This window comes from Streptomyces sp. NPDC059866 (genome assembly GCF_042731325.1).
Taxonomy (GTDB): Bacteria; Actinomycetota; Actinomycetes; order Streptomycetales; family Streptomycetaceae; genus Streptomyces; species Streptomyces flavusporus.
The window spans coordinates 339,867-355,686 of the sequence record NZ_JBHWJT010000002.1 but is presented as its reverse complement, the minus strand read 5'-3'; the positions used below and the strand labels follow the sequence as shown (position 1 = coordinate 355,686).

Below are 15,820 nucleotides of genomic sequence, written 5' to 3'. Positions count from 1 at the left end.
GCGAGTGGGCTGTAGGATAATTTGCCCCGAGGCGCTCGAAGTGACGAATGATGCACGTGTTGCTGGTGAGCGGAATCGCAGCTCGAGAACTAGCGATCGGTGATCAGAATGTCCGGTGAACGGGTCACACTGCGCAGCACCAGAAACTCGCTGATTGCGAACAATCGGATCGTCATCGGTGACACGTTCATTGTGCTTCCGCCCGCTCTGCAGGTGCCCGGCGGTGCGAGTGAGATCCTGTCGCACGGCACCGTCGAACCGAGTGTCGAACGCCGTCTGATCTCGGACGTCAACGAGCGGGCCGTGGTCAACGTGGACTTCCTCGAACGACTCCTCGCCGCGGGACGGAGGAGCGGGGAACGGCCCGTCGTCCGGTTGGCCGGTCTGTTCACCTCATTCTCCTCAAGTCGTGACACCTCGGGCACCGGTGATTACGACGCCCTGATGCTTCGTGAACGTGAGCTCGTCTCCGAGTTGATCAGACATCGGTACGAAGTGCGCATTCTGGCCTCCTTGGACATTCCGGTGGTGCTCTCCTCGTGGGGATATGACGAGAACCGTTTGCGGCACCGCCTGCTCGACCTTGTGGAGCAACTGCAGCGTTTCGGCGACCGCTACCCAAATCTGCAGTTCGCCGTCGACACCCACAATCGACTCGCCGGACAGTTCATCATAGGGAACTCGCTGCTGATCCACTCACTTGTCACGACAACCGGTATCGGTTATTCCATGACTTCTTACGAGACGAATTTCCTGGACATACAGAACGCCATACGTACCTTTGATGACGCATTCAATGCGTCCCTCGGTCTCGCTCACGGAATACGCCGGACAATGGGGTTGGAGTCAGTCGCACAATACGCGTCCACCCTTGTGCGTTCGAGGTTGGACCAGGCGGAGGTGGATTTGGGCATCGCTCATCCGTGATCGCCCCGGCCTTGAGAGGGAAGTCGTGTCCCCTGCGCACGTGGAAGACGTCGTATCGATAGACGGACCCATAGGTTCCGGTAAAAGCTCGGTGGCCTTTGAATTGTCCCGGCTTCTCGGGTGGACGTGTATCAGTACAGGGCTGATGTACCGCGCCGTAGCGCTGAAGGTGCGCGACGTCGAGCGCCGTGAGCGTGCCGCGGCCGCCTGCGAGGCCGCCCGTACCTCACGTTTCACGTTCTCGTCCGCGCACGGCTCTCTGCGCCTCCACGTCGACGATGTCGACGTCACCGACGACATCTCCGATCCGGTCGTCCTGCCGCTGACTTCCGAGGTGGCGCAGGATCCCGACTTGCGTGCCCTACTGCTCCGACGTCAGCGAGAACTCGCGCGGAGCCGACCGTCGGTTGTCGAGGGGCGCGACGCGAACACCCTGATCGTCCCCAATGCGAGGTGGAAGTTCTTTCTGGACGCACCGCCTGAAGTCCGGTATCGGCGGCTTCATGATGTCCACTCGCTGTCCACCGACTCCGCTTTGGGATATGCAGACTTCGTCCGGGGGATGAGGCTGGTGGACGAGCGGGATCGCAGTCGGCTCGACGAATCGAGGCGCCTGGCGGAGGTCATCCACCATGAGAACTTCGCCGGTCTCTCCGCCTCCCAGGATGCGATGATCCTGTACTACTACATCTGCCGCCCAGCGGAAATCCGGCGCAACTCGTCGATCCTGCGCACGATGGCCGTTCCCACCGACACATCGTGAGGGTGGTCGAACTCGCACCACGGACCGGGAGCCGGGACCGCGACGACCGGTACACGCCCTGCTTGGATCACACGATTCAGCAGGGCCGTCATGTCCAGGGTCGCGGCCACTTCAACGGGTGCTTCACTTCTCACCCTTTCCAACTCGGCCCAGCCGTGCGGAGTGAATTTCAGCAAGCCCATGTACTGTCCGATCGCATCCGCCGGCCCGCCGGCCCGCCCCCCGAGCTCGGCAACCGAGCCATCGGCGTTCAGCAGGAACCGCTCCGCGTCGTCGAACGGGTCGGTGAAACGTCGCTCCCACAGGCTCAGCCAGTGCGGATCGTAGGCAATGGCGAGAGCCCCTTCCGCTTTTGCCAGTCGGCGGGCGGCATCCAAGGTGTAAGCAATGTCCCCGTAACTGACCAGCATCTCGGTGGAGGACAACCACTGCGCTGCGCAGCGCAGTGATTCCACCATCGTCGACTGCGCCCACCGCGTGTTGTGGAAGACTGTGAGGCCTCTGCCTTCGAGACTTTTCCCTTGCCAGCCGGAGACAATGGCCAACTCACTGGCACCGGCGGCACGAAGGGCAGCGATCTGCCTGGAAAGCAGCGTCTCGCCGGCCACTTCGACCAGACACTTGGGCCGGTCCGCCGTGTACGGCCCCAACCGATGACCTCGACCGGCTGCCAGGACGACGGCCTTCATCGCTCATCCAAGAGGATCTCCCGGAAGAGGGCGATGTCCCGCGGGTTCGGGACCCTTTCCCTCTCCGGATGCCACATCATGCCGACCACCGGCGCTTTCCGGTGCCGGATCGCCTCGACCACCGGACCGTGCCGTGCGACGACGTCCAGTGGCTCCTCGATGCTGGTGGCGGCCCAACGGTGATAGCTGTTCACGGTTCTCTCCCACCCCTCGCCCACAACCCTGTGACGGACTCCCGCGTGGTCGTCCACCGGGGAGAGCGCGACTTCGAAGGCATGGAGGATCACCTGCATGCCGCGGCAGACCCCGATCACCGGCACATTCCGTGAGAGAGCCCAATGCAAGAGAGTGATCTCTGTCAGGTCGCGCTGCGGGCAGTTTCCACCGTAGGCCGCCAGGTCGTCACCGCCTGTGAGGACGAGTCCCGCTGGAGCCAGGCCGACGACGGTTTCGAGCGCGATGTCGGGCACGTTCGGCAGGGGGACTCCGGCCAGTTCGCATGCGGCGAGGAACGCCGGCCATCTGATGTCCAGCGCATCCCGGACTTCGCCGAATTCGGTGGGTGGCAGCGCCCTCTGCGTGACGCCGACGAACCTCACGCTACAACTCGCACGGACATGTTGACGGAGTCGATCTCCAGGCTCGAGGCACCCGACCAAAGGTGAAACCTCGTCTCGCCTGCCCCGATGACTGCAGGTACGTTCAATTCCTGGGCACGGACCGCCATATGAGAATTGACGCCTCCGTAGCACGTGACCAGGCCGGCGATCCCCCGGGTGAAGAGCCAGTCGTAGCCGGGGTCGGCGCTCACCAGGAAGGCTATGCAGCCTTCGACGGGCTCACCGTCGGTCACCCTCGCCACTGGCGCCAACACCCTGCGCTGGGTGACGAAGTTTGGTTGAGTGGGCGGCATCTCGAAACTCCAGACGTCCTGCCGCGAAGCGATCAGTGGAGGCAGCGAGAGGGACTCGGTGGTCCGGTGTGCGGCCCTGCCCTCTTCGGCCGCCCGGCGGAGCAGAGCCGCGTTCAGGGCGGAGTCATCCGTCAGCTGCGTGATTGTGGAGTAGTCCACGTAGGACAGGTCATCCGTATCGACGTCTGCCTGCTCACCCAGGAGTCTGAGGGCAAGCAGTGCATCACTGAGGTTGTGGGTGAACTCAAACTTGGCAAGTTCGCGAGCTGTGATGGCTCTGGCCAGAAAGGAGAAGAACTGCTCCGGGGTGACCGGAAAGTCCGCTTCCTTGAGCTTGGTCGTCAACTGATCAGTCTGCAGGGCTGACGGACGGAATTCGGAACGCTGCGAAGCCGGTGTTTCACCTTGCTGCCAACTGAAGTAGGCATTGGGCGCCTCGTCGTACCGCGGTGAGAGAATGTCGTACGTGCCCGGCCGCAGATGCCCGTAGAGCAGCAGGAAGTCTTCCTTGGCCATCCGGTGGAAGTCCCGTGACATCTTTGCGGCGACGGTCTGCAGCCCTCCTGCGAACGCCTGCCGCTCCGCGGGGGTGATGACAGCCGTACGCACCAGACTGGTCAGCAGTTCCGTCGCGACGAAGGCGGACCGTGCGAGCCCCGCGAACGAGACCGTGCCGTAGCGCATGCAGTCGTGCAACAGTCGCTTCATACGAGATGCGGGGGAGGGCGACTCATCAGCGGTGTCGCGGCGCCGGCGCGCGAGTTCGCGAATGCTCCACTGATCCTCCTGCCAAGGTCCGGGACCCGTCAGGAGTTTACGGGTGAGGCTGCGCAGGCTGTGTGAAAGGGCGCGGCAGTCATCGGTGTCGAACCCCGCCGAGCGTAATCTCCTCAGTCGTGTGTCGAGGTCGAAGGTGTAGCAGGTGAACGCGATGTCGAACTCGACCTTGTCGTGCAGATGAGGACAGGAGGCGAGCCGGTGGAGGTAGTACTCGACAAGCCGGCCCGCGAGGTCCCCATCGAGATCCGCGGGGACGAGCGACGTGAAACTCGCTCGGCAGTCCACATAGGGTGCGCCCGCGAAGTCCACGAGCACAGGCGACCGATCGACGACGCGATAACCGTAGCGGCCGCGTGCGACGGACCAGGCCCGGTCGGTCAGGAGGGCCCGGTAAAGGGAGAGAGCCAGCGGGCGCGGGCGTATCCCGATGATCTCAGCCGGATTCCAGTCCGGCATGACCCCGTAGACGTTGGGAGAGCGATCACGGAGCTGCTGGTCGACGATACGCAAGGCAGTGCGGTGACGTTCGAAGGATATGCCTGAAGGAACGTTCGTGAGTCGTCGGACCTGAAAGAGGATCGGCTCGCCCGTGTTGTCGATACCGAACTCGACCTGTAAATGCGGAAGGCCCGTGAGTACCTCCAGCTCCGACAGCAGGACGACGACCTTCTCGAGGAACCCTTCAGGAGGAGCCGCGGCCGGACCGTGTGATACCCGGTACCAGGTACGGAGCGCGGCGTCGGCACCAGCGGTCACGGCGAAGGTCTCGGCACTGTCAGTCCAGTTCACCACGTAGTACGGGCCACCCGTACTGGGGTCGCACGAAGCCGCCACGCCGCAAGCGGTCAACGTCCTGGCCTCGGGCTGGACAAGAACCTGATCGTCGTCCAGCGACGATTGGTACGAGGCGATCACCGAGTCGACCGCCTGCCTCAGCGCCTGGCTGCCTTGCACACCGGCGACGGACAGGAAATGGCCGGCCGCAGAGTACTGCGCGGAGTCTTCGCATCGGGCGCTGCTCCGGACTATGAGCGGCTGATCGAATCCTGTTGAATTGACGATGCTGCTGGCGATTTCATCCCGCTGCGCACGCCACTCGGCCACCGTGAAATACCGGAGAGGCATTACACGGCCGCTGCGCAGCAGGGGGGATACACGGCTGAGGCTTTCCGCTTTGGTTCCCAACCTCACCCGTGCTGTCACTGGCGCGCTCCTTGGGCCGGAGAGACCGTGCCTGGTAAATCCGGCACTATACGCCGCCGCGGGAACTCCGTCATCGGTGCCGCTTCGGCCAGGGCGTCCCGGGGCCGAGCAATGAACACCTCCCGGACGACGGGAATCCCACGAGCATCAGTCGCTCGGCGTTGACGATGATCAGCCGGGCCCCGTGGTCGGCGGCGACCCCCGCGAGCCCGGCGGCGGGCTGGACCGGGAGACTGGTGCCGACGGCGATGAACACCTGACACTAACCGACCCGCTGCATCGCCTTCCGGTGCCGTTCCGCCATCGCGGCTCCGGACTCGCGGCGGGCCATCCTGCGCAGGACGGACGGTGCGAGGAGCAGCCCGGCGACCGCCCAGGCACCCAGCACGCCTGCTGTCTCCAGGTGCCGCCAGGATTCGCCGATCTCGGCGGCGACCGCTTCGGCCGGCAGCAACGCGGCCCGGAGACCGAGGCCGAGCCAGTACACGGGGAAGATCTGCCCGACGGTCTGCAGCCACTCGGGCAGCTTCGACAGGGGGAAGTAGATCCCGGAGATCACGACGAGTCCCATCACCGGAAGCATCAGCAAACCGATGGTGCGCGGACTGTCGACGAGTGAGCCGATGACGGCGCCCATCGGCAGGGTTGCCAGGAGACCCAGCGGCACCACCCACACCAGCGTCAGCAACGCTCCGCCGCCTTGCCGGGCAACCCCGTCCATCAGGAACACGCCAACGGCAAAGGGGAGTGCCATGGAGACGAGAGCCGTCCCCGACACCATGATGATCTTGCCGACCAGGTGGCCGACCATGCCGTGGGGCACGGCCTTGGCCCGCAGCAGGGTGCCATCCTCGCGCTCGGTCGCGAGCAGCTGCGCCGTGGTCATCATCCCGGTGAACGCGAGCGTCATCCCCAGCATGCTCGGCAGCATGAACGCGCCGGCCGAGATGCCGGCGCCCTTGAGCGGATCGTCCCGGACCAGGAACAGCGGCACGATGAGCAGGACCGTCCAGAGCACGTACCCGAACACGTCCTGGCCGGTGGTGAAGGTCTGCCGAAGTTCCGTCCAGCCGCGCCGCACCCCTGCTTTCGCCGCGTACCACACCGGACTCACCGCGATTCCTCCCCGAAAGTGTGTGCCGCCCGCTCGCCGGGGACGCTCCCCGCCTCCAGTTCCCGCACCATCGTCAGGTAGGTGTCTTCCAGGCTCGCCCGGCGCACCTCCAGCCCTCCGATCGCCTCGCCGTGCTCCTCGAACAGCCGACGGACGAACCGGGTGGGCTCGGCCGTCGCCTCCTCGAAGTGCTGTCCGTCCCGCGTCCAGCGCACGGTGGCCTCGGCCGATGCCTGCCGGGACAGCTCCTCGGCCGCGCCGTCGGCCACGATCCGGCCACCGGCCAGAATGAGGATCCGGTCGGCGAGCTTCTCCGCCTCGGCGAGGTCGTGCGTGGTCAGCAAAACGGTGGTGTTCTCGTCCGCGAGCCCGCGTACCAGGCCGTGGAACTCGCTCCTGGCCTCCGGGTCCAGACCGGCCGTCGGCTCGTCCAGGAACAGCAGCTCGGGTCGGCCCACGATGCCGACGGCCACGTCGAAACGCCTGCGCTGCCCGCCGGACAGGGTTCCGATCCGTTTGTCCGCTTGCTCGGTCAGCCCCACGGCGGCGATGAGCTCGTCGACGTCCCACGGCCGCCGTACGAGGGTGGTGGAGTACGGCGCGTAGTACGAGCCAAGATGGGCCAGCAGTTCCCGCACCCGCCACTTGCCGTGGTCGCGCCAGGACTGCAACACGATGCCCAGGCGCGCACGCCACCGCTCGTCCCCGCGAGCCGGATCGGTGCCGAGGACGGTCACGTCACCGGCCGAGCGCATCCGGAAGCCTTCCAGGACCTCGATGGTGGTCGTCTTGCCCGCGCCGTTCGGGCCGAGCAGCACGACGACTTCGCCTCGCCGGGCCGTGAAGCCGACCCCCTTCAGTACGTCCTGGCTGCGGTAGCGCATCCGCAGATCCCGTACTTCGATGACCGTGTCGCTGTCCGACGGTGGGCTGCTCCCAGCCCCGGACAGGGCATGAGCGGTCGTCATCGGTGTTTCCCCCGTCCTTCTCGTGGTCCGTCCTCTGGGATCAGGGGCCGGAGGCCGTGCCGACGCCCGTGGTCATGGGACGTGTCTACGACTGTGGCTGCCGTTGCCGCCCGGCAGCAGCCGTTCGGGCCCTCTCCGGGCGAACACATTACCGAACGGTTCAGATGCTTCATGCTGTTCCACCGACCCGGCGAACCTTCCCGGTCACAGCCTGGTGCCGTGCCGGCGATGCGAAGGCGCCAAGGTCCGTAGCGGGCAAGGCATCCGATGGGAGGCCGGCCGCTCGTCATCATGGCCTTGAACGGCCCAACGCGGCGAACCTGTGCGGTCAATGCACTAGCGTCGGCTCCCGTGATCGTATGGCTCAACGGCACCCACGGCGCAGGCAAGACGACGACCAGTCCACTGGTGCAGCAACTGATCCCGGATTCACGGGTGTTCGATGCCGAGAAGGTCGGCGAGACACTCATGGACATCACGCCGGGGCTGCCCGGGACGGACAACTTCCAGCACTGGCCGCCGTGGCGGCAGCTCGTCGTCGAGACCGCCCGCCGCGTACTCGACTACACCGGCGGCACTCTGGTGATGCCCATGACTGTCCTGGTCGAGCAGTACTGGCGCGAGATCAGCACGGGCCTCGCCCAACATGACATTCCGGTCCGGCACTTCGTCCTCCACGCCGACCAGGACACCCTGCGGGGGCGCATCGAGGGGGACACTGTTCTTGGCCCCTCCCCATTCCGCCTCAAATACCTCGAGCCCTACGCCGAGGCGGCCCGCACGTGGCTGCACGGCGAGGCCGAGGTCGTCGACACCACGCACCTCACGCCCGCCCAGGCCGCCCTGCACATCGCAGAGGCCGTCAAGAGCTGAGGTCCGCCCCCCAGGACGGTCTTCCCCGCGACGCCGCGTACCCCGTGCTGCTCGTGTACGCCGCGGGGGATGCGGATCAGCCGCTCCCCGAACATCACCGTCGCCGACTTCAGGATGCCGCCGCACTCCAGGCAGGGCGGGTCGTCCTCACCGGCCTCGACCCGGGCGAGGGCGTCTTCCATGGGACCTCGAGCATGGCACTTCGTGCAGACGACACTACGGGCGGTGCCGTGCAGCTCCAGCACCTTGCGGGCGGGTATCCCGGCCAGCTGGTGCAGCCCGTCCACGTTCTGCGTGATCACCCGCACCGGCACCCCGGCCCGCTCCAGCTCGGCCACCGCCCGGTGGGCGGCGTTCGGCTCGGCCCGCAGCGTCCGGTTCTTGCGCCGCATCTGCCACGACCGTCGGCGGATCTCCGGATCGCCCATGTAGTACTCGTACGTCACAAGCTTCTCGGCCTCGGGATCCCGCCGCCACAGCCCGTTCGGCCCGCGGTAGTCCGGGATTCCGGAATCGCAAGGCACTGGTGGATGTAACACCTCTTGGCCAGGCGACGGATGTACTCCGCCGTTGGTGATGCGCGCAGGCTTTTTGCCCAAGAGGCGGGTGGCGGTGTTCGTGTGGGCACTGACCCCGCACGAACACCGCCACCCGTTCCTCCCCGGCTAGTTCCGACTTAGCGGCGCTGAGCAGGTGCACCTAGGCGCCCGGACTGCATCTGCGGCGATCACTGCAAGCGCGAGGATCACAGTTGCCCAGGTGACGTCACCATGCGTGTGGCCGGTCGCAACCCAGCCGGCAAGGCCAGAACCTGTACAAGTGCCCAGCCTCGACGTGATTCCGCTTCCCCTTACCAGCTTGCCTACCGGGGGTACCGGGAACGCCACACGTCGCCAACCCGACTCGCTTTCAACGTCGTTAAGGCCATCACCGCCGACGTGGTCATCGAACGACACTTCAACTCCTCCTTTCTGCTGGTCAATCCGTCAATTCGCCGCCACGTGATGGGCGAGCAACATGAACCTCATCACCCTGCAGAGCTGGAGTCGCTACTGTGGTCCTAAGCGAGACTAAGAGGGACTTACCAAGGAGTAACTCGGTGCGCCGTTCACGTCCTTTAGATCCGTCCAAACCACTTGAGGCCTTCGCTGCTGACCTGCGCAGACTGCGAGACTCGGCACCGCCTCGAAGGTCCAGAGACGGGAGGTTGAGGCCTCTCCGAGTGGATCATGTCGTTGCCGAGTACGGGGTAGGTCGATCCAGCATCTATGCGGCCTTGAGCGCGAGGCGCTTGCCGTCGCAGACGGTGCTCCGGGCCATGGTGTTGGCTTGGGACCCAAAGGGTGAAGCGGCGATCCCGAGGTGGATGGACAAGCGGCTTGAGGTCGAGGCAGCACTTAGTCTGGAGGCGCCTGTCCCCCAGGGGTCGGGCACGGCTGGATCGGACCTCGATATCGCCGAGTCCGGTGAACCTGAACCTGATACGCATCGGTCCGAACGGGCGAACAGCTCCGTACCCTCGAGCTCATCGCAGCCGGCAGCCACTACTTCGTCGTCGCAGTTGACGTCCGAGATCAGGCGGCTGTACGAAGCTGCCGGCCGCCCCTCGGTGAGGAGTATCAGTGCAGCTGTCCTGGCGGACCCTCAGAGTATGGACATCAGTCCTGAGACCGTTCGACGCGTCGTCGCTGGTACTCATGCAAAGCAAAACAGCGTGACATCTGTCGTCCGGGCACTCGCTGCGATTAACGGCGATGACGCTTCCGTAGCAGAGGAGAGGGTGCGCCAGCTCCACGGAGTTGACCCTAGGTCGAGGAACACTGCCACTGAGCCGACGAGAGTAGATCTCAGAGGGGCAGTCATCTATGGTCTTCAGCTGACCGCGGGTGACGGGCAAACGGTTGATTTGCGCAACGCAGTTCTCAATGGACCGGTTGTGCGAGCTGGGGATCAGCAGACGTTCCACGTCAGCGACAGCACGTTGAACGATGCGGTTGTGCGAGCCGGGAACAGTGCGTGTGCCGCGAGGCCAGGCAATCCGGAAAGCCTTGATGCGCCTTCCAGTAGCCCGCGCTTGCTGAGCATCGCATGTCACCGCACAAACGGCAGAGATCTCGTTGCGGGTGACCGCGCTGCATTGGACGAATAGTAGGACCTGAGCGCGACCGATACCTTGACGGGAGCAGCTGCGGGAGAAGCAGATCTGCAGGTGGACGCTGCGATGGCGACAGCCGGCTAACCGGCCATCACCCATCGCACCGCCGCGACCACTCCCAACAACAGAGCTGGGGCCACCCACCACCAGGCCATGACCCGTCGCACCGACGGAAGCAGCCACAACGCTCCCGCCGCACCGGCGGCTCCGATAGTGAGAACGCACGACAGAACGATGCCGGCGTACGCCTCGTCGTCCCAGGTGCCGGACGGGCGGATGGTCAGTGCCGTCCAGCAGAAGTACCCAGCGATGAGGGTCAGCAGAGCGAGTGGTACGACGAGGACCAGGCGGAGGCAGCCACGGTCGTCGTCCACGTGGGAAGGGCTGGTCATCAGCGCAGTGCGTTCCTTGCGTCGTCCAGGTTGTTCGTGAAACCACGCCCGTAGGACTGGGCGTCGTCGGTCTGCCAGTACGGACCGCCGTTGTAGCGCGCGGCGAGCTCCTGGTACTGGGCCGGTGTCATCTCCTCCGCAGGCACGTCGGCGAGTTCGCTCTCCGCCTTGAGCTGGGCCAGGTACTCGGAGGCGATGAAGATGTTCTGTGCGAGCTCCTGCAGAGCTTCCTCCACCGTGCCGCGTTGCTGATCGGTGAGATGGTCGGGGTCATAGCCGAGGACTTCCGCGCCGCGTCGAACCTGGATGGCGATGGGCCCCCTGGATGTGTTGTCGGGGTCGCCGCCGAGGCGCCACGGCAGGCTCTCGGGGGCGATCGGGCTGAGCGGGGAGTCCGCCTGTTCGCGGATGGTGTCGGTGATGTCGTCGAGGATGCCGGGCTGTCCGCCGATCTCCTGCCAGGCGATACCGGCGACCGACCCGCTGGACGCCCCAAGGCGGGTCAGGCCGTCGGGGACGGCATGCAGACGCCCAGCAGGGAGAGGAAAGCGGAGGCCGCGGGTGAGGGGGTGAACCGGCTCCAGATCAGGCGCTCCTCCCGTATCGGCCCGTTGGTGATCGGCACACATTGCAGCCCGTGCAGTTCGGTGGTGAACGTCGCGGGCAGCAGGGCGATGCCCAATCCGTGGCGGACCATCCGGACCATGAGCTCGACGCCGGACACCTCGAAGGCGACCTCGCGCCGCAGGCCGACCGCCGCGAACGCCTGGTCAGACTGGGCGCGGGCGGCGCTGCCGTCGGCGAAGTCCACAAACACCTCGTCGGCGAGGAGGCGAAGGTCCACCTCGTGTTCCGTGGCCAGCGGGTGGTCCGGGGCGACCACCGCGACATGCTGCCCGTGGGCAAGTTCCTTGTCACGCACGCCCTCCAGCCGGAATCCGGGCTGCAGCCCGAGGAATGCCGCGTCCAGTCTGCCGTCGCGCACCTGCTCGACGAGCCGCTCGCTGGAGCCCGCCCGGAGACTGATCCGTACCTGGGGGTAGCGCAGGCGGTAGTCACGGAGCACCGCGGGAAGGTCGACGGCCGACACGGTGGGGATCGATCCGACGGTCAGTTTGCCCCGTATCTCGCCGGTGGCCGCCGCCACCTCCGCCCGGGCCCGCTCGGCCGCTTCCAAGGCCTGGCGGGCGGCGGGCAGGAACGCCTCCCCGGCGGTCGTCAGCCGCACCCGGCGGCTGGTCCGATCGAACAGCCGGGCGCCCAGCTCCCTCTCCAGCCGGGCCACTTGGTGGCTGAGCGCGGACTGGACGATGTGGCACTGCTCGGCGGCGCGGGTGAAGCTGGCAGTCTCCGCCACTGCGAGGACGTAACGCATCTGCTGGAGATCCATTGATCCATCGTGGAACGCGATGGATCAGATGACAAACATGCGTTGGACCAATGGATGCCTGCTCGGTCATGCTCAAATCCGGGGCAGGCCACGGCAGCCGGCGACCAGCCGCCGCGGACCGACGAGGTCCGGAGCCGTCCGCCCCGTCGTACCGCCACCGGCGCCCCGGGCGCCCCGACCCCGCGGAGACACCCATGCGCGTGATCGCCTTCGACCACCTCGTCCTCAACGTCGCCGACATCGAGCGCTCGCTCGCCTTCTACACCGGCCCTCTGGGCCTGCAGCCGGTGCGGGTGGAGGAGTGGCGGGCCGGCAAGGCTCCCTTCCCGTCCGTGCGGGTGAGCCCCACCAGCATCATCGACCTCGTCAAGGCGCCCGCCGAGCGGACGGAGGGCTCCAATGTCGACCACATCTGCCTGGTGGTCGAGCCGCTCGACTGGCAGCAGGTCATCGATTCCGGCGTCTTCACGGTGCTGGACGGTCCCGGCGAGCGCTTCGGCGCCCGGGGCACCGCGGTCTCCCTCTATGTGCAGGACCCGGACGGCAACACCGTGGAACTGCGCTGGTATCCGCAGGACGCATGAGAAGTTGCGCTCGCTGGGATGTCGCCGCGGGGTGACACAAAACGCTCGGATCCGTCCACCGCGGTCCCGCCGATGGCAGACCTCCCTGGGTGTGATCGCCTCTGTGGGACTTCGTGCCGGATGCCACTGGGCTTCGGCAGTTGGGAGCCGTCTTATGTTCTATTACGTGCTCAAGCACATCCTTCTGGGGCCGTTGCTTCGGCTGCTGTTCCGGCCGCGGGCCGAGGGACTCGAGCACGTTCCGGCGGAGGGCGCGGCGATCATTGCCGGGAATCACCTGTCCTTCGCGGACCCCCTCCTCATGCCCGGCGTCCTGAAACGGCGCATCACGTTCCTGGCCAAGGCGGAGTACTTCACGGCACCGGGTCTCAGGGGCCGATTGACCGCGCTGGTTCTCCGCGGTGCCGGGCAGATTTCGGTGGACAGGTCGGGCAGGGGCGCGGGGGAGGGGGCGATCCGGGAGGGGCTGGGGGTACTGGCGAGGGGAGAGGTACTCGCGATCTATCCGGAGGGCACGCGTTCCCCCGACGGCCGACTGTACAAGGGCAAGGTCGGGGTGGCAGTGATCGCACTGGCTGCGCAGGTTCCGGTGATTCCGTGCGCGATGGTGGGGACCTTCGAGATCTGGCCTCCGGGACGTGTCCTGCCGAGGCTCCGGCCGGTCGCGATCCGTTTCGGGGAACCGCTGGACTTCTCGCGCTTTGCAGGGATGGCGCACCAGAAGACGGTGCTGCGGGCCGTCACCGACGAGATCACGTACGTGATCTTGCGGCTGTCTGGCCAGGAGTACGTGGATCGGTACGCGGCCGACGTAAAGGCCGGACAGGCGAAGGGGCGGCGGGGATGAGGTGGCGCACGGATCATCCGGCCTGTCGGAACTATTAGCCACTCTCCGCGGTGAGTTGGTGCAGCAGTGCAGGGAGGGCCGTCCCGATCGGTTCCCGTACCACCTCGTCGGCGTGTTCGTCGTACGGTGTGGGCTCGGCGTTGACGATGATCAGCCGGGCCCCGTGGTCGGCGGCGACCCCCGCGAGGCCGGCGGCGGGCTGTACCTGGAGACTGGTCCCGACGGCGATGAAGACCTGGCAGGCCTTGGTGATCGCGACGGCCTCGCCCAGCACCACGGGGTCGAGCCGCTCCCCGAACATCACCGTCGCCGACTTCAGGATGCCGCCGCACTCCAGGCAGGGCGGGTCGTCCTCACCGGCCTCGACCCGGGCGAGGGCGTCTTCCATGGGACCTCGAGCATGGCACTTCGTGCAGACGACACTACGGGCGGTGCCGTGCAGCTCCAGCACCTTGCGGGCGGGTATCCCGGCCAGCTGGTGCAGCCCGTCCACGTTCTGCGTGATCACCCGCACCGGCACCCCGGCCCGCTCCAGCTCGGCCACCGCCCGGTGGGCGGCGTTCGGCTCGGCCCGCAGCGTCCGGTTCTTGCGCCGCATCTGCCACGACCGTCGGCGGATCTCCGGATCGCCCATGTAGTACTCGTACGTCACAAGCTTCTCGGCCTCGGGATCCCGCCGCCACAGCCCGTTCGGCCCGCGGTAGTCCGGGATTCCGGAATCGGTGGAGATACCTGCGCCACTGAGGATGGCGACGAGTGGCCTGTTCATGGGCCGAGAGTAGGGCGCCTGCCCGCTCGGGGCGAACCGATATCCGGCGCACCCGGGCAGATGTGCAGCAGCGTGAACAGGTTGTATCGGCCTGGGGGAGTGGTCGAGCGCGCGGTCCCGTCACCGCCCCTCCTGGGTGGTGCCTCAGGTTACGGCGGCCAGGACGGGGAGGTAGCCGAGGGACTGGCCGGATGCCGTGGGGTGGTAGGACTCGGTGGGTGCCAGCAAGTGGATGCTGCGCAGCCACGGGTTGGGCGAGCAGATTTCGTGGCCGGTGAAGGCGGTACGGACGTCGGCGAACGTGAACCCGTGATCGGCGGCGCGTTTGGCGATCACGCGGTTGAGGTGGTCCACGGCGTCGTTGAGGGCGGAGCGCACCGTGTCCGGGAAGCCCGCCCGGCAGGTGCCGTGGAGTTGATACAGGTGCGGATAGCCGAGGACCACCACGTGGGCGGCGGGTGCCCTCCTGGTGATGGCTGAGTACAGGCGGTCGAGGTTGCCCGGGAGGGAGCCGTCCATGGTGGCGCGTGCGTCGGCGAGGGCGGACAGGCAGGTGGTGGTGCCGCGCAGTACGCACGTCGTCATGACGGGTCCGAAGCCCGCGTCGCTGCCGCCGACGGTGATGCTGACCAGGTCGGTACGCGGTGTGAGCGGACCGAGCTGGAGTGCCATGACGTCGCTGGTCCGGGCGCCGTTGCACGCGGTGAAGCTGAAGGACGAGGGTGCGTGGGCTGCAGTCCACAGGGCGGCATAGGACCTGCTGCTGCGTTGGCAGCCGGGGCTGGAGGAGAGGTAGTCGCCGGCTCCGACGCCGGCGGAGTAGGAGTCCCCCAGAGCCACATAGTCCGTGGCTGCCGTGTGCGGCGCCGCTCGGGCCGTCGTGGGTCCGGCGACGGTGCAGGCAGTGGCGAAGAGGAGGGCTGAGGTACATGCCGCGATTCGGGACTGTCTCATGGAATTCCTTTATCGCAGCGCGCGACCGACCCTGCCTGCCGTGGTCGTTCCGGCTGCTCGGCCGTGTTGACAAGGGTCTGCGATCGTGCCGTTTGTGAAGCGCCGCGGTATCAGGCATCCGTCGGCCGGAGCCGGCGGCGTAGCGGTATGGCGCCGTACGGGTGGACGTCACCCGGGGGGCCGTCAGCCGTTCGGATGCGTCTGTGTCACGGCTGCTCCCGGGTGTTCCGAGACGGGGGCGGCGAACGAACAATCGAGTCCCGGCGGGGCGCTGGTGTTAGGGTCCGCGCATGGCCAAGGTCAATGTCACGCTCGACGCCGAACTTGTCGTGGAAGCCATGGTGCTGGCGGGCGTCGGCAATCCCCAGGATGCCGTCGAGCTCGTGCTGCGGGACTACGTCGAGCGCGGCCACCGTACGGAGGCCCGGGTCGCCGAGCGTGACGAGGCGCTGCGTGAGGTGGATGCCAAGCCTCGCGACGTGGAGGGATGAACCCGTCC

At 66.6% G+C, this 15,820-nt stretch carries 17 protein-coding genes and 1 pseudogene; 6 read left to right on the top strand and 12 right to left on the bottom strand.

Translation table 11 applies throughout. The features are described from left to right. Positions 1-108: 108 nt before the first annotated feature. On the top strand, positions 109-927 hold the full coding sequence (locus ACFV7R_RS03875; protein WP_385259524.1) for a hypothetical protein: 819 nt from the start codon (positions 109-111) through the stop codon (positions 925-927). A gap of 40 nt (positions 928-967) precedes the next feature. Further along, entirely contained in the window at positions 968-1,690 is a 723-nt protein-coding gene (locus tag ACFV7R_RS03870) for a (d)CMP kinase (protein WP_385259521.1), read from the top strand. Here ACFV7R_RS03870 and ACFV7R_RS03865 read toward each other — a convergent pair. The 6 genes and pseudogenes from ACFV7R_RS03865 to ACFV7R_RS03840 all read right to left on the bottom strand — a co-directional run bounded on the left by ACFV7R_RS03865 (position 1,612) and on the right by ACFV7R_RS03840 (position 7,357). Next, positions 1,612-2,379, bottom strand: a complete 768-nt coding sequence (locus ACFV7R_RS03865) for an NTP transferase domain-containing protein (RefSeq protein WP_385259518.1) — start codon at positions 2,377-2,379, stop codon at positions 1,612-1,614. The two genes, ACFV7R_RS03870 and ACFV7R_RS03865, sit on opposite strands and share 79 nt — an antisense overlap. Further along, positions 2,376-2,978 (bottom strand): gamma-glutamyl-gamma-aminobutyrate hydrolase family protein, encoded by a 603-nt coding sequence (locus ACFV7R_RS03860; protein WP_385259516.1) that lies wholly within the window; start codon positions 2,976-2,978, stop codon positions 2,376-2,378. The genes ACFV7R_RS03865 and ACFV7R_RS03860 overlap by 4 nt, the downstream gene beginning before the upstream one ends. After that, positions 2,975-5,275 carry a PEP-utilizing enzyme gene (locus ACFV7R_RS03855; RefSeq protein ID WP_385259514.1) on the bottom strand — a complete coding sequence of 767 codons (2,301 nt, stop codon included), beginning with the start codon at positions 5,273-5,275 and terminating at the stop codon, positions 2,975-2,977. Before ACFV7R_RS03855 ends, ACFV7R_RS03860 begins: the two co-directional genes overlap by 4 nt. Positions 5,276-5,429: 154 nt before the next feature. Then, positions 5,430-5,537: pseudogene (locus ACFV7R_RS03850) on the bottom strand (NAD-dependent deacetylase); the annotation flags it as partial. Continuing rightward, a complete protein-coding gene (locus tag ACFV7R_RS03845; protein WP_385259512.1) occupies positions 5,538-6,389 on the bottom strand; it encodes an ABC transporter permease in 852 nt (283 codons plus the stop codon). Next, the gene (locus tag ACFV7R_RS03840; RefSeq protein ID WP_385259509.1) at positions 6,386-7,357 is read right to left on the bottom strand and encodes an ABC transporter ATP-binding protein; all 972 of its coding nucleotides are present in this window, start codon (positions 7,355-7,357) and stop codon (positions 6,386-6,388) included. The genes ACFV7R_RS03845 and ACFV7R_RS03840 overlap by 4 nt, the downstream gene beginning before the upstream one ends. Before the next feature lie 351 nt (positions 7,358-7,708). Here ACFV7R_RS03840 and ACFV7R_RS03835 point away from each other — a divergent pair, with 351 nt between their 5' ends. Beyond that, the gene (locus ACFV7R_RS03835) at positions 7,709-8,230 is read left to right on the top strand and encodes an ATP-binding protein (RefSeq protein WP_385259507.1); all 522 of its coding nucleotides are present in this window, start codon (positions 7,709-7,711) and stop codon (positions 8,228-8,230) included. Here ACFV7R_RS03835 and ACFV7R_RS03830 read toward each other — a convergent pair. From ACFV7R_RS03830 to ACFV7R_RS03815, 4 genes are all read right to left on the bottom strand, one after another. After that, positions 8,119-8,754: a Sir2 family NAD-dependent protein deacetylase gene (locus ACFV7R_RS03830; RefSeq protein ID WP_385259504.1), complete on the bottom strand. Its 636-nt coding sequence runs from the start codon at positions 8,752-8,754 to the stop codon at positions 8,119-8,121. The two genes, ACFV7R_RS03835 and ACFV7R_RS03830, sit on opposite strands and share 112 nt — an antisense overlap. Before the next feature lie 1,711 nt (positions 8,755-10,465). Then, complete coding sequence (locus ACFV7R_RS03825) at positions 10,466-10,777, bottom strand: hypothetical protein (protein ID WP_385259501.1); 312 nt, start codon at positions 10,775-10,777, stop codon at positions 10,466-10,468. Continuing rightward, positions 10,777-11,013 carry a hypothetical protein gene (locus ACFV7R_RS03820; RefSeq protein ID WP_385259498.1) on the bottom strand — a complete coding sequence of 79 codons (237 nt, stop codon included), beginning with the start codon at positions 11,011-11,013 and terminating at the stop codon, positions 10,777-10,779. The genes ACFV7R_RS03825 and ACFV7R_RS03820 overlap by 1 nt, the downstream gene beginning before the upstream one ends. Before the next feature lie 266 nt (positions 11,014-11,279). Further along, positions 11,280-12,167 carry a LysR family transcriptional regulator gene (locus tag ACFV7R_RS03815; protein ID WP_385259495.1) on the bottom strand — a complete coding sequence of 296 codons (888 nt, stop codon included), beginning with the start codon at positions 12,165-12,167 and terminating at the stop codon, positions 11,280-11,282. A gap of 194 nt (positions 12,168-12,361) precedes the next feature. On the opposite strand from ACFV7R_RS03815, the gene ACFV7R_RS03810 reads away from it, so the two are divergent. Continuing rightward, complete coding sequence (locus ACFV7R_RS03810; RefSeq protein WP_385259492.1) at positions 12,362-12,751, top strand: VOC family protein; 390 nt, start codon at positions 12,362-12,364, stop codon at positions 12,749-12,751. A 154-nt stretch (positions 12,752-12,905) separates the two neighbouring features. Further along, a complete protein-coding gene (locus ACFV7R_RS03805; protein WP_385259753.1) occupies positions 12,906-13,598 on the top strand; it encodes a lysophospholipid acyltransferase family protein in 693 nt (230 codons plus the stop codon). Between the two features lie 34 nt (positions 13,599-13,632). On the opposite strand, the gene ACFV7R_RS03800 is transcribed toward ACFV7R_RS03805, so the two are convergent. After that, entirely contained in the window at positions 13,633-14,367 is a 735-nt protein-coding gene (locus tag ACFV7R_RS03800; protein WP_385259489.1) for an NAD-dependent deacetylase, read from the bottom strand. Positions 14,368-14,511: 144 nt separating this feature from the next. Beyond that, positions 14,512-15,321 (bottom strand): SGNH/GDSL hydrolase family protein, encoded by an 810-nt coding sequence (locus ACFV7R_RS03795; RefSeq protein WP_385259488.1) that lies wholly within the window; start codon positions 15,319-15,321, stop codon positions 14,512-14,514. 290 nt (positions 15,322-15,611) lie between these two features. Between ACFV7R_RS03795 and ACFV7R_RS03790 the strand changes: the two genes are divergently transcribed. Next, on the top strand, positions 15,612-15,812 hold the full coding sequence (locus ACFV7R_RS03790; RefSeq protein ID WP_129800309.1) for a type II toxin-antitoxin system VapB family antitoxin: 201 nt from the start codon (positions 15,612-15,614) through the stop codon (positions 15,810-15,812). Positions 15,813-15,820 lie beyond the last annotated feature (8 nt).

Bases quoted from the DNA above. Each gene is read 5' to 3' on its own strand.
- ACFV7R_RS03810 (WP_385259492.1), top strand. From the start codon at position 12,362: ATGCGCGTGATCGCCTTCGACCACCTCGTCCTCAACGTCGCCGACATC.
- ACFV7R_RS03875 (WP_385259524.1), top strand. From the start codon at position 109: ATGTCCGGTGAACGGGTCACACTGCGCAGCACCAGAAACTCGCTGATT.
- ACFV7R_RS03815 (WP_385259495.1), bottom strand. From the start codon at position 12,167: ATGGATCTCCAGCAGATGCGTTACGTCCTCGCAGTGGCGGAGACTGCC.
- ACFV7R_RS03800 (WP_385259489.1), bottom strand. From the start codon at position 14,367: ATGAACAGGCCACTCGTCGCCATCCTCAGTGGCGCAGGTATCTCCACC.
- ACFV7R_RS03795 (WP_385259488.1), bottom strand. From the start codon at position 15,321: ATGAGACAGTCCCGAATCGCGGCATGTACCTCAGCCCTCCTCTTCGCC.
- ACFV7R_RS03790 (WP_129800309.1), top strand. From the start codon at position 15,612: ATGGCCAAGGTCAATGTCACGCTCGACGCCGAACTTGTCGTGGAAGCC.
- ACFV7R_RS03865 (WP_385259518.1), bottom strand. From the start codon at position 2,379: ATGAAGGCCGTCGTCCTGGCAGCCGGTCGAGGTCATCGGTTGGGGCCG.
- ACFV7R_RS03825 (WP_385259501.1), bottom strand. From the start codon at position 10,777: ATGACCAGCCCTTCCCACGTGGACGACGACCGTGGCTGCCTCCGCCTG.
- ACFV7R_RS03805 (WP_385259753.1), top strand. From the start codon at position 12,906: ATGTTCTATTACGTGCTCAAGCACATCCTTCTGGGGCCGTTGCTTCGG.
- ACFV7R_RS03840 (WP_385259509.1), bottom strand. From the start codon at position 7,357: ATGACGACCGCTCATGCCCTGTCCGGGGCTGGGAGCAGCCCACCGTCG.